Source organism: Streptomyces sp. NPDC001985 (assembly GCF_040296845.1).
Classification (GTDB): domain Bacteria; phylum Actinomycetota; class Actinomycetes; order Streptomycetales; family Streptomycetaceae; genus Streptomyces.
On the sequence record NZ_JBEOYB010000121.1, the window covers coordinates 1 to 12,617 of the forward strand.

Here is a 12,617-nt window from a genome sequence, read left to right on the forward strand (position 1 = left end):
CGGGCCGGGGGGGGCGGCGGGCCCCCCCCCCCCCCCCCCCCGGGCGCACCGCGCGCCCTCGGTCAGCCGACGGTCCGGATGAGCTTCTTGTTGACGAACTCCTCGATCCCGGGCCGGCCCAGCTCGCGGCCGAAACCGGAGCGCTTGACCCCGCCGAAGGGGAGTTCGGCGCCCTCGGCACCGACGCCGTTGACGAAGACCATGCCGGCGTCGATCCGGTCGGCGACCCGCTCGGCCTGGGCCGGGTCGGTGGTGAAGACGTACGAGCCGAGCCCGTAGGGGGTGTCGTTGGCGATCCGCACCGCGTCCTCCTCGCCGGAGGCGCGGAAGACCATGGCCACCGGCCCGAACAGTTCCTCCCGGGCCGCCGGGTGCTCGGTGGTGAGACCGGTCAGGACCCCGGCCGGGAAGTACGCGCCGCGCCGCTCGCCGGTGCTGTGCAGGGTGGCGCCCTGGGCGACGGCCGCCTCGACCTGGCGGCCCAGGTTCTCGGCGGCGGCGGCCGACGACAGCGGTGCGCCGGTCTCGCCCGCGAGCAGCCTCGCGGTGAACCGCTCGACGAACTCGTCGTGGAGACGGTCGACCACCACGAACCGCTTGGCGGCGTTGCAGGCCTGTCCGGTGTTGTCGAGGCGGGCGGCGACGGCGGAGTCCACGACCGCGTCAAGGTCGTCGGTGGACAGGACGACGAAGGGGTCGGAGCCGCCGAGTTCGAGGACGACCTTCTTGAGGTGCCGCCCGGCGATCTCCGCGACGGCCGCGCCGGCCCGCTCGGAGCCCGTGAGGGAGACCCCCTGGACACGGGGGTCGGCGATGATCTCCGCGATCTGCTCATGGGTGGCGTACACGTTGACATAGGCCCCGGTGGGGAAACCGGCCTCGGCGAACAGCTTCTCCAGCAGCGCGGCGGTGCCCGGGCACTGCGGCGCGTGCTTGAGTACAAGGGTGTTGCCGAGAGCGAGGTTCGGGGCGGCGAAGCGGGCGACCTGGTAGGCCGGGAAGTTCCAGGGCATGATGCCCAGGAGCACGCCCACCGGGCTGCGCCGGAGGACGGCGGTGCCGGGACCGGAGAGCAGATCGAGCGGTTCGTCCGCGAGGAACCCCTCGGCGTGGTCGGCGTAGTACCGGTAGATGTCGGCGCAGAAGTCGATCTCGCCCTCGGCCTCCGGGAGCGGCTTGCCCATTTCGAGGACGATGCTCGCGGCCAGCTCGGCCCGGTGCTCGGTGTGCAGCTCGCCGAGGCGCCGCAGCAGCGCGGCGCGCTCGGCCACGGAGCCGGCCCGCCCCCAGGCGGTGGCCGCGTGGGCGGCGTCGACGGCCGCCGCCACCTCGGCGTCCGTGGCGGTCGGGTAGGTAGCGGTGACCTCACCGGTGGTCGGGTCGGTGACGGCGTACATCATGCCTCCTGGAACGGGTTGGGGACGGTCGCGGCAACCGTCTGCCCTGAGTGTGGGCGTATGGGTGCGTCTGCCGCGCGCCGGGTGGGGGGAAACCTCACGGTTCGAGAATCGTCCGGCCGCCGGTGTTCGACCGGAGGTCGTCGAAGGCGGCCGCCGCCTCGCTCAGGGGACGGGTGCGCCCGACCAGGTCGTCCAGGGGCAGCCGGCCGGCCAGGTAGAGACGGGCCAGCTTGGGGATGTCGATCTCCCCGATGCTGGAGCCGTAGTTGCAGCCGAGGATGCGCTTGCCCTGGTCGGCGAGGTCGAACGGGTCGAACGCGGCCGTCGCGCCGGTCGCCGCCATGCCCACCAGGACCGCCGCGCCGCCCGAGGTGAGCATGGCCGGGAGGGTGCCGATGACCTTGGGACTGCCGATCGCCTCGAAGGCGTAGTCCACCCCGCCGAACTCGTCCTGGCACCAGGCGGCGACATCGGTCGCGGCACCGTCGAGGGTGTGGGTGGCGCCGAACCGCCGTGCCGTGGCGAGGCGGTCGGCCGAGAGGTCGACGGCGATGACGGGATCGGCTCCGACCAGCCGGAGGCCCATCACGACGGAGAGTCCGACCCCGCCCGTGCCGATGACCACCGCGGACTCGCCGGGGCGGACACCCGCCGTGTTCACGACGGCGCCGATTCCGGTCGTGACGGCGCAGCCGAGAAGGGCGCCGATACTGAACGGCAGCTCGTCCGGGACCTTCACCGCGGCCACCTCCGGCACGACCAGCCGCTCCGTGAAGGCCCCCAGACCGAGGTAGGGCCACACCGGCTCGCCCCGGTCGTCGGCGAAGGCGGTGGTGCCGTCGGGGAGCATATTGGCGACGGCCCTGGTGCCGGTGCACAGCCACGCCGTCCCGGCCACGCATTTGCGGCAGCGGCGGCAGGGCGCGAACCAGGAGAGGACGACGTGGTCACCGGCCTTCAGCGAGGTGACGCCGGTCCCGACCGAGGTCACCACTCCGGCGGCCTCGTGCCCGAGGACCAGCGGGCGGTCGCTCGGCCAGTCGCCCGTCACGACATGCAGATCCGAGTGGCACACGCCCGCCGCGCGGACATCGATCTCGACCTCGCCCGGTCCGGCGGGCCGGAGCGACACCTCGCGTGAGGTCAGCCCCGACTCGGGGTCGAAGACGACGGCGGGGGAGAGCTTCGACGGCATCACGGTGCCTTCACCTCTTCGGTGGTCGGGGCGGTGGGTTCGGCGGCCGCGGCGGCGGGGAGCCTGGTGTGGGGCCTGGCGATCAGGACATAGAGCAGACCGGCGGCGAAGAGGACCGAGAAGACCAGGATCACGGCCCAGACCTGCACCCAGCTGCCGTCGGCCGGGGCCAGCTCGACCCGGGGCCAGGCGATGTTGACGGCCTCGAAGAGCAGCCACACCACGGCCAGGACATTGATCACCAGGCCGGCCCGGCCCAGTCTGAGCAGTCCCGCGGCGGGCTTCCACCGGCCGGTCAGCCTGGCGACCAGCGCCACGACCGCCACGGCCAGGAAGATGAAGTAGAAACCGCCGGAGCCGAAGGCGATCAGTGTCGCGGCGGCGTTGCCGTTCAGCCCGAGCAGGAGTCCGAGGCTGGCGAGCCCGGCCGTCACGATGAGCGAGACATACGGGATCTGGCGCGGCCCGACGGTGGCGAGCTTCGAGGAGAAGGGGAGCTGGCGGTCGCGGGCGAAGGAGTAGACGGCGCGCCCGATGTACGTCTGGATCGAGATGGCGCAGGCGAAGAACGCGATCAGGATGAGGAGGACGAAGGGCTTCTCGCTCCATCCGCCCAGGCCCTGGGTCACGGCGGTGAAGACCGGGTCGGCGAGTTCGCCGGAGACGGCGTCCTCGGGGTTCCGCAGCGCGAGGGTCACCGCGAGCCCGGTCAGCAGGACCGTGAAGGCGACGAAGAGGTACGCCCGCAGCAGGGCCCGGGGGACGCTGCGCCGGGGGTGCTCGGTCTCCTCGGCCACCTGGGTGGTCGCGTCGAAGCCCAGGAAGGCCCAGCCGGCGACCGCGAGAGCGGTCAGAAAGCCCGCCAGTGCCGATCCGCCGGAGACCGACTCGGCGCCCAGTGTCTCGAAGAGGATGCCGAAGCCGTTGTTGTGCACGAAGACCAGCAGGAACACACTCACCGCGATGGAGGCGACGCCCTCGGCGATGATCCCGGCGTTGAGGAAGTGCTTCACCGGATTGACGCCCAGGAGGTTGATCCCGAGGGCCACCGCGACGAAGACCACCCCCAGGAGCACATGGGCGCCCGCCGACAGCGTGCCGTCGCCGAAGAGCATGTGCAGCCAGGTCGCGCCCAGGTAGGCCACGGTGGTGAGGGACGCCACGGCCGACGCGAGGTAGATCCAGCCGACCAGCCAGCCGATCCGGGGTCCGCCCAGCCGGCGCACCCACTGGTAGACGCCGCCTGTGATCGGGAACTGGGACGACAGCTCCGCGTAGACCACGGCGACCGTCAGCTGCCCGAGGAAGGCCACCACGACCGCCCAGATCCACGCGGGGCCCGCGAAGACGAAGCCGAGCTGGACGACGGCGTAGACCCCGACGACGGGTGAGATCGTCGCGAATCCGATGGCGAACACCGCCCACGCGGAGAGGGTCCGTTTCAGCTCCTGCTGGTATCCGTACCCGGCGAGTTCGCCGGCATCGGTGCGAGTGTCGTCCACGATGGTCTCCTGTGCGGTGCTGCGCGCTGTTCCGTGTGCGCGGGCTGTGCCTGTGCCGCCGGCCCGGAAGGCCGGCGCAGGTGCGCCCCAGGCGCGGGTTCTCCCGGGAGTGGCGGTGACCACTCCCGCGCCGCTGGGGGCGGAATATCGCCCCTGAGCTGCGGTTTCTCGAATCCCGACGTTATTGGCTGTCTGACCAATTGCCGATTGGTCACTCACTCAATAGCATTCGCTCCATGACGTCAAGGGATTCCGGCCCCCGAACCCGCAAGGCGCCGACCGAGCGCCGCCACGAGATCATCCGCGCCGCCGCGCGGACAGGGCTCGCCGAAGGACTGGAGTGCATCACGCTGCGGCGGGTCGCCGACCAGCTCGGTGTCCGGCCCGGCCTGGTCAGCCACTACTTTCCCGTCGCCGACACCCTGGTCGCGGAAGCCTTCACCAGCGCCACCCTGGCCGAGCTCGACGGCCTCCTCCCGGAGGAGCCGCGAGGCCCCGGGCACGAGACCCCGCTGAGCACGCTCCGGCGCTTCTTCACCCTCATCGCGAGCACCGAGTTCGACAACGTCAGCAAGCTCTGGCTGAACGCGCGGCACCTGTCGCGCTACCGGCCCGCGCTCCGTGACCACGTCGTCGACCAGGAGCAGCTCTGGTGCCGCCGCATCGAGCGGCTCATCGCCGAGGGCACGCGGACACAGTCCTTCCGCTGCGCGAACCCGTGGACGGCGGCGGTACGCATCCTCGTCGCGATCGACGGGACCAGCGCCTACATCAACACCAGCGCCGACGCCCGTACCGCACCCATCGCCGACCTGGCCCGTACCACCGCGGAGACCGAACTCGCACTCCCGCCCGGCACCCTGGCCACCCCCTGAGACCCGGCACCCCGGCCGGCCCGTGAGACCCGGCGCCCCCGGCACCCCGGCCGGCCCCTCCCTGGCCCTGCCCGGCGCCCAAGGGCCCGGCCAGGGCCAGGGGGCCGGGAAGCGGTGCGCGTACGGGCCGGCCCGCTCCCGTCCCTACTCCCGCCCGCCCCCGGACCCCGGCTCGGGGGCCCGGTCCCGGGGACCGTCCTGCTTCCCCTGGCCGTGCGGCACCGGGCAGGCCCCGATGCCGGGCACCGGACGCGTCCCCAGGTCCGCCGGCCGGTAGCCCCGGCGGTACCCCTTGATCTCCGGGTTCTGCCGCCCGAAGTGCGGTGCCCGCCGGGGCGGGAGCAGCCGGACCGCCCGGCCGCGCAGCCGCAGCGCCCGCTCGACCGCCCCGCGCAGCGGCGCCGGCGGCGCCGGGAAGCGGAACGCCTCCCGCAGGGGTTCGTCGAGCAGCGCGATGCCGGCCGCCCGCACCCCCGGCGCCAGGGCCCGCGGGTACCACGAGGCCATCAGCCCCAGCGTGGCGTCGGCGACCGCGCGACCGCCCTCGTCCCAGCCGAAGTGCTCCGACTCGTACGCGTCGAGACACGCCTCGAACTCCGCGAAGGTCTCCGGGATGTCCACGATCCCCAGGTGCCGGCCCAGGTGCCGGTAGTACGCGACACAGGCCCGCAGCTCGTGGCCGGTGAGCCGGCGCCAGCCGTACGCGTCGATCCAGCGCTTGGGCATCACGACGAAGGTGGACAGCACATACCGCATGTCGCCGTCGCCGATGTCGTAACTCCGGTGCATCCCATTGATCCGGCGGATCGCCGTCCGCCCCTGTTCGGCGCCGAAACCGTGCTCCACCACCGCGTCCAGCAACAGCACGGTGTCGTCGTACCGCTTCTGGGGCCGCTCGGTGAACTCCGCCGTACGGAACAGCAGCGACCCGATACTGGGCACCGCGTAGGTACGGAACAGGGCGAACTCCAGGGCGCGGCTGAAATCCCACGGGAACTCGTACGCGGCGATGAGCCGGTACATCGCGTGGAAGTCCCGCTCGGGGTCCATCCGCTGGATCTCCTTGAGCCGGTCGTACCGTTGCAACGCGCCCCCCTGGTCGCCGTTCCGTGACCGCCATTCTCCCACCCGGTGCCCCTCCCCGGTCGCGTGCGGCGGTGGAAGCGGGCGGCACCCGATGAACGGGCGCGGGGGCACGACCGTGCATCTCTGGGAAGCGGCACGCGGGGAAACCGACCTCAACGGGGCCGTGCCGCACACGGACACGAACGCACAGAAGGAGTGAAGCGGTGGCTGCGCCGGTATCCGGGGAAGTGACGTCCAGGGAACGGGTGTCGCGGGAGACACTGTCCGGGAAAACGTTGTCCGATGAGCCCGGGCCGCTGGAGCCGGCCACGGCCCGGGTGATCGGCATCGTCGGGACAGTCCTGCGCGCCGGGCCGGTGTCGGCGGGGCAGAGTTTCCACGCCTTCGGCGGCACCTCCCTCCAGGCGATGCGGGTGTGTCTGCGCATTGAGCGGGAGACCGGGGTGGCGATCGCCCCGGAGAGCCTGCTGGACAGCGACAGCCTGGGCGAGTTCGCGGAGATCGTCCTGGCGGCGGTGGCGGCGGTGACGGCGCGATGAGCACACCGGTCCTCATCCACGAGGCGGTGGCCCGGCAGACCTCGGCCACCCCCGGCGCCCTCGCCGTCGTCGCGGGCCACGAGAGCATGACCTACGCGGAACTCGACTCCGCCGCCGCCTTCTGCGCGACCCGGCTGAGCGCCCTCGGCGTCGGCCCCGGCACCCTGGTGCCGGTCGCCCTGCCCCGGTCGGCGCGCCTGGTCGCGGTACTGCTCGCCGTGCTCCGGTGCGGAGCCGGATACGCGGCGCTGGACCACCGTTGGCCGCCCCGGCGGGTCCGTACCGTCCTGGAGACGCTGAAACCGCCGCTGTTCATCACCCGGGAACCCCCGCCCGGCCACCCCGTCCCCCTCTGGGCTCCCCCCGCCGGGGCGCCGCCGTGGACCGCGCCCGGCGGCTCTCCCGCGCCCGCGCAGGGAATCAGCGGTGACGATCCCGCGGCGGTGTTCTTCACCTCGGGAACGTCGGGCGTCCCCAAGGCCGTCGTCTCCCCGCACCGCGCCACCACCCGGCTCGCCCCCGACGCCGCGACCTGGACCGGCCCCCGGCGGGCCATGCTCCAGGCCGCGCCCGTCGCCTGGGACGCCTTCTCCCTGGAGGTCTGGGGACCGCTGATGACCGGGGGCCGCTGTGTGATGGCCGGGGGCGACCGGCTGATGCCCGGCACCCTGCGCTCCCTCGTGCGCGGGTCGGGGGTCGACACCGTCTTCCTGACCACCGCCCTGTTCAACCTGCTGGTCGAGGAGGACCTCGACTGCTTCAGCGGGCTGCGCACAGTGCTCACGGGGGGTGAGCGCATGTCCGTCCGGCACGCCCGCCTCTGCCGGGAGGCACACCCCGGGCTGACCCTGACCAACTGCTACGGACCGGTGGAGAGCTGTGTCTTCGCCACCACCGGGCCCGTCGGCGACGCGGAGTGCGCCGCACCCGGCGGAGTCCCCCTGGGCACCCCCGTCTCCCGCACCGGGATACACATCCTGTCCGGCGACGACCCCGTCGCGCCCGGAACCGTCGGCGAGATCTGCGTATCGGGGGAGGGGCTGGCCCGCGAGTACCTGGGAGATCCCCGGCTCACCGCCGAGAAGTTCCCCAACGTCCGTGTCGCGGGCACCCCGACCAGGATCTACCGCACCGGCGACCTCGGCGCGGTGGACGGCGACGGCGTCCTCCACTTCCGCGGCCGGGGCGACCGACAGGTGAAGGTGGCCGGGCACCGCGTGGAGCCCCAGGAGATCGAGGAGGCGGGCCGCGCCGTCCCCGGCGTACGGGCGTGTGTCGTCACGGCCCAGCGCGACGGAACGGACGGCACCGTGCGACTGGCCCTGTTCTACACGACCGAACCCCCTGGCACCCCCGGCCACCGGGACCTTTCTCCGGCGGACCTCCGGCGCGAACTGGCGGCGGCCCTGCCCCCCTACCTCGTACCCCATCGCCTCTCCCGGCAGCCCGCCTTCCCGCTCACCCCCAACGGCAAGGTGGACCACGCCGCCCTGACGGCGCTGCTCGCCACCCCCCTCGACCCCGCCGCACTCCGATGAGACAGGAGCAGCCCATGGCGATCGGCCACCCCGCCGGCGACGGCCCCGCGCCGGTGAGCCATCCGATGTCGTACGAGCAGGAGGCGATCTGGCTCGACGACGCGCTGGGGGAGGGCGTCTCCCGTTACGTGGAGTCCTGGACCCACCGGCTCCACGGCGCCGTGGACGTCTCCGCCGTCGAAGCGGCGCTCACCGGGATCGTCCGGCGGCACGAGTCCCTGCGGAGCCGGCTGCGGCTGGTGGACGGGCAGCCCCGGCAGGAGGTGCTGCCGCCGCTGCCGGTACCGCTCGTCAGACGACGGGTGACGCCCGGCGGCCTGGACGCCGCCGTCCGCGAGGCCGTCTCGGGCCCGCTGCCGCTGGACGAGCCGCCCCTGCTCCGCGCCACCCTCATCGAACCGGGCGACGGCGCGGCGGTGCTGGCCGTCGCCCTGCACCACGCGGTCGTCGACGGCTGGTCCCTGCATCTGCTCGACGAGGAATTCAGCGCCCTGTACCGACAGGCACGGGGGGAGCCCGGACCCGCGCTGCCCGGGCTGCCCCTCCACCTCGGCCCGTACGCCCGCGCGCAACGGGAGCGGGAACCCGGGGCCGACACCGTCGCCCACTGGCGGGAGACCCTGGCCGGCATCCCCCTGGAGTCCACCTTCCCGCTCGACCGGCCACGCCCGGAACTGCTCGGCCACCGGGGCGCGGTGACCGGATTCACCGTGGACCGGGAGCTCGCCACCCGGCTGCGCCGGCTCTGCCACCAGCTCAGGGCCACCCCGTTCGTGGTCTGCGCCGCGGCCCTCACCGCGCTCATCGGCCGCCACGGCGAACAGCGCGACATCGTCCTCGGCGCCCCGGTCTCCCGGCGCGCCGGTCTCGCCACCGAATCCATGGTCGCCTGCCTCGCCGAAGCCCTGCCGCTGCGGCTGCGCCTGGAACCGGAGCGGTCCTTCCGGGAGCTGGTCGCCCGGACACGCGCCACCGTCCGCGCGGTCACGGCGCACAGCCAGATGCCGTACACCCGGCTCGTGGCCCTGGCCGGGGTGCGCCCCAGCCGCGCCCGGATGTCGCTCTTCCAGGTCGTTCTGACCGTGGACGACGGCCAGGCCCCGGGACTCTCGCTGCCCGGGGTGCGCGCCGAGCGCCTGTACCCGCACAACGGAACGGCGAAGTTCGACGTCTTCGTCCACCTCGTCCCGGAGAACGGCACCTACCGGGGCCGGCTGGAGTACGCGGCGGACCTCTTCACCCCCGCCACCGGCCGGCGCCTCGCCGAGCGCTTCCTCGCCCTGCTGACGGACGCCGTGGCCCGCCCCGACACGGCCGTGGCGGAGCTGACCGCGCTCACCGCCGAGGACCGCGGACGGGTCACCGGGACCTGGGCCCACGGCCCCGCCGCCACCCCCGGCGCGCCCCTGGCGCACGAGGCGTTCGCCCGCGCGGCGGCGCGCACCCCGGACGCTCCGGCGGCCGTCCGCGGGAGCGAGCGGCTGACCTACGCGGAGCTGGACGCCGCCGCCGGCGCGGTGGCCGCGAGACTGGTCGCGGACGGACACGGCCGGGGCCGGATCGGGGTGCTGCTGGAGCGCTCCCTCGATCTGCCGGTCGCCGTGCTCGCGGTGCTCAAGGCGGGCGGCTGCTGTGTCCCCCTCGACCCGTCCTACCCGGCGGAACGGCTCCACTTCATGCTCGACGACAGCCGGGTGGAGGTGGTCCTCACGGACCGCGGCCCCCTCCACGACCGCCTCGCGGGCCGGGCCGGTGTCCGGCCGCTCCCCCTGGACGAGGCACGGGCCGGCGCCCCGGCGGCGGCCCGGGGCGGCCGCGCGCTCGGGGAGCTGCCGCGCGACATCCACCGCGACGACCCCGCCTACATGGTGTACACCTCCGGCTCCACCGGCCGGCCCAAGGGCGTGGTGCTGCCCCACCGCACGCTCGCCGCCGTCGTCGACCAGCAGGTCCGCCGCTCCTCCGCGACGGGGAGCGGCACCGGACGAACCGCGCAACTCGCCCCCATGAGCTTCGATGTGGCCTTCCAGGAGCTGTTCGCCACCTGGGCCGCCGGCGGCACCCTCGTCCTGGTCGACGAGGCCGTGCGACGCGATCCCGCCGTGCTGCTCGCCCTGGTCGAGAACGCCGCCATCGAGCGGATCTTCCTCCCCTGTGTCGCCCTCCAGCAGCTCGCCGAGTACGCCGCGTCCACCGGCGGGCGGCCCTGCCCCGCCCTGCGCGAGGTCATCAGCGCCGGCGAGCAGCTCTTCCTCACCCCGGCCGTCAGACGCTTCTTCACGGTGAACACCGCGGCCGTGCTCGACAACCAGTACGGCCCGTCCGAGACGCATGTCGTCACCGCCGGACGGCTCACCGGCCCGCCCGAGCACTGGCCGGACCGCGCGGACATCGGGCGCCCGCTGCCCGGCGCGCGCATCCTCATCCTCGACGAACAGCTCTCCCCGGTGCCCCCCGGCGCGGTCGGCGAGATCTGCATCGGCGGTGAGAGCGTCGCCCTCGGCTACCATGAACGGCCCGAGCTGACCCGGCGGAAGTTCGTCCGGGACCCGTTCACCTCCCGCCCCGCCACGCTGTACCGCAGCGGCGACCGGGGCTCCTTCCGTCCCGACGGCACGATCGTCTTCCACGGCCGGCGCGACGGCCAGGTCAAGGTCCGGGGCCACCGGGTCGAACTCGGCGAGATCGAGTCCGCGGTCAAGGCCGTCCCCGGAGTCGCCGACGCCGTGGTCACGGCCGATGTCTCCGCCGCCCGCACCACCCGGCTCGTGGCCCACTACGTGCCGGCCGGCCGGGACGCCCCCGACGCGGAAGGGCTGCGCGGCGCCCTGCGGCAGTCGCTGCCCGACGCCCTGGTCCCCTCCCTGCTGCTGCCGCTGCCCCGGCTCCCCCTCACCCCCAGCGGCAAGGTGGACCGGGCCGCGCTCTCCGCCCCCGGGCGGGTTCCGGACGGACGGGAAGCGCCCGGAACGGCGACCGCCCCGCCGGCCACCGAACCGGAACGCCGCATGGCGGCCATCTGGCGCGAGGTCCTCGGCGTGGAACGGATCGGGGTGGACGATGACTTCTTCTCCGTCGGCGGGGACTCCCTGCTCGTGGTGCGGCTGCTGCTCCGGGTGCACGAGGAGTGGGGCGTACGGCTGGGCCTCGCCTCCTTCTTCGCGGCGCCGACGGTCCGGCGGATGGCCGCACTCCTGGCCGGCACCGCGCACCGGCCCGCCCTGCCCGACCTGAGCGGCGACATCGAACTGCCCCCCGGGATCGTCCCCGCGTCCGGGGCGCGCCGGACACCACCGGCGAGCCCCGAGCGGGTCCTGCTCACCGGAGGCACCGGCTTCCTCGGCACCTTCCTGCTCGCCGAAGTGCTCCGTACCACCGACGCCACCGTGCACTGCCTCGTCCGCGCCTGCGACGCGCCCACCGGCGCCAAGCGGCTGCGCGCGGCGCTCGACGGATACGGACTCTGGCACGACGACTTCACGGACCGGATCGCGGCCGTGCCGGGAGACCTGACCCGGCAGCGGCTCGGCCTCACCGCCGACACCTTCGACCGGCTCGCCCGCCGCGTCGACGCCGTCTACCACGCGGGCGCCGCGGTGAACCTCGCCCACTCGTACGAGCAGCTCCGGGCCGCCAATGTGCACGGCACGGCGGAGGTGCTCCGGCTGGCGGCGCTCCACCGCACGGTGCCCCTGCACCACATCTCGACGGTCGGGGTCCACTCGGGCCGCGCTCCCGGCGGCGGCCCCGTACCCCCGACGGAGCCACTGCCTCCGGCCGCGAGCCTGCGGAACGGCTACGCCCAGAGCAAGTGGGCGGCCGAAACACTGCTGGAGCGGGCGCGGGAACGCGGACTGCCCGTGTCGGTCTACCGTCCCTCGCGGATCTGGGGCGCGTCCGACACGGGTCTGTGCCAGACCTCCGACTACCTCTGGCTCCTGCTCAAGGGGTGCGTCGAGGCGGGCCGCGCCCCCGAGGACCTGGTGGAGGGCTTCGACCTGGTTCCCGTGGACTATGTCAGCGCGGCCGTCGTCGCCCTGTCCCGCGATCCCCGCGCGGCGAACCGCACCTTCCATCTGGCGAGCGGGCACCGGCTCTCCCTCGCCCGGACGGTCGGGTGGCTGCGCTCGCTCGGCTACGCCATCGAGGGCGTCCCGCTGGGGGAGTGGCGCCGGGCCGTCGAGAGCGACGCCGCCAACACGGCCTTCCCGCTGCTTCCCCTGCTGCCGGCGGGGGCGGCCGGCGGGGGGACACCGCACGGCGACGGCGTGGCCTTCGACGCGACGAGCACCCGGGAGGCGCTGCGGGGGAGCGGTGTCGTCCCCCCGCGGATGGACCGCGAACTCTTCGCCGCCCAGGTCGCCTCGTTCATCCGGCTGGGCTTCCTGCCGCCACCGGCGCGGTAACCGCCGCGCACCGCCGGCGCGCCGTCCGCCCGCGAGTCCTCGATGGCCTGGCGCAGGAACCGTTCGGCGTCCGCGT

At 74.0% G+C, this 12,617-nt stretch carries 8 protein-coding genes; 4 read left to right on the forward strand and 4 right to left on the reverse strand.

Going from position 1 to position 12,617, the window contains the following annotated elements; genetic code table 11:
- Positions 1-62: 62 nt before the first annotated feature.
- The 3 genes from ABT122_RS31755 to ABT122_RS31765 all read right to left on the reverse strand — a co-directional run bounded on the left by ABT122_RS31755 (position 63) and on the right by ABT122_RS31765 (position 4,097).
- Positions 63-1,400: an NAD-dependent succinate-semialdehyde dehydrogenase gene (locus ABT122_RS31755; RefSeq protein WP_502976237.1), complete on the reverse strand. Its 1,338-nt coding sequence runs from the start codon at positions 1,398-1,400 to the stop codon at positions 63-65.
- A 94-nt stretch (positions 1,401-1,494) separates the two neighbouring features.
- The gene (locus ABT122_RS31760) at positions 1,495-2,595 is read right to left on the reverse strand and encodes an alcohol dehydrogenase catalytic domain-containing protein (protein ID WP_351559323.1); all 1,101 of its coding nucleotides are present in this window, start codon (positions 2,593-2,595) and stop codon (positions 1,495-1,497) included.
- Complete coding sequence (locus tag ABT122_RS31765) at positions 2,595-4,097, reverse strand: APC family permease (RefSeq protein ID WP_351559325.1); 1,503 nt, start codon at positions 4,095-4,097, stop codon at positions 2,595-2,597. Before ABT122_RS31765 ends, ABT122_RS31760 begins: the two co-directional genes overlap by 1 nt.
- A 236-nt stretch (positions 4,098-4,333) precedes the next feature.
- Here ABT122_RS31765 and ABT122_RS31770 point away from each other — a divergent pair, with 236 nt between their 5' ends.
- Positions 4,334-4,972 (forward strand): TetR/AcrR family transcriptional regulator, encoded by a 639-nt coding sequence (locus ABT122_RS31770; protein WP_351559327.1) that lies wholly within the window; start codon positions 4,334-4,336, stop codon positions 4,970-4,972.
- Positions 4,973-5,116: 144 nt separating this feature from the next.
- Here the strand turns inward: ABT122_RS31770 and ABT122_RS31775 are convergent, their stop codons facing one another.
- Positions 5,117-6,058, reverse strand: a complete 942-nt coding sequence (locus ABT122_RS31775) for an oxygenase MpaB family protein (protein WP_351559329.1) — start codon at positions 6,056-6,058, stop codon at positions 5,117-5,119.
- 275 nt (positions 6,059-6,333) lie between these two features.
- Between ABT122_RS31775 and ABT122_RS31780 the strand changes: the two genes are divergently transcribed.
- The 3 genes from ABT122_RS31780 to ABT122_RS31790 are packed head-to-tail and all read left to right on the forward strand — an operon-like array spanning position 6,334 to position 12,541.
- Complete coding sequence (locus tag ABT122_RS31780) at positions 6,334-6,597, forward strand: acyl carrier protein (protein WP_351559331.1); 264 nt, start codon at positions 6,334-6,336, stop codon at positions 6,595-6,597.
- Entirely contained in the window at positions 6,594-8,135 is a 1,542-nt protein-coding gene (locus ABT122_RS31785) for an AMP-binding protein (protein WP_351559332.1), read from the forward strand. The genes ABT122_RS31780 and ABT122_RS31785 overlap by 4 nt, the downstream gene beginning before the upstream one ends.
- 14 nt (positions 8,136-8,149) lie before the next feature.
- The gene (locus ABT122_RS31790) at positions 8,150-12,541 is read left to right on the forward strand and encodes a non-ribosomal peptide synthetase (protein ID WP_351559334.1); all 4,392 of its coding nucleotides are present in this window, start codon (positions 8,150-8,152) and stop codon (positions 12,539-12,541) included.
- Positions 12,542-12,617: the final 76 nt, after the last annotated feature.

Excerpts from the sequence above, each read along its gene's own strand:
- ABT122_RS31755 (WP_502976237.1), bottom strand. The coding sequence starts at position 1,400 with ATGATGTACGCCGTCACCGACCCGACCACCGGTGAGGTCACCGCTACC.
- ABT122_RS31760 (WP_351559323.1), bottom strand. The coding sequence starts at position 2,595 with ATGCCGTCGAAGCTCTCCCCCGCCGTCGTCTTCGACCCCGAGTCGGGG.
- ABT122_RS31770 (WP_351559327.1), top strand. The coding sequence starts at position 4,334 with ATGACGTCAAGGGATTCCGGCCCCCGAACCCGCAAGGCGCCGACCGAG.
- ABT122_RS31785 (WP_351559332.1), top strand. The coding sequence starts at position 6,594 with ATGAGCACACCGGTCCTCATCCACGAGGCGGTGGCCCGGCAGACCTCG.
- ABT122_RS31790 (WP_351559334.1), top strand. The coding sequence starts at position 8,150 with ATGGCGATCGGCCACCCCGCCGGCGACGGCCCCGCGCCGGTGAGCCAT.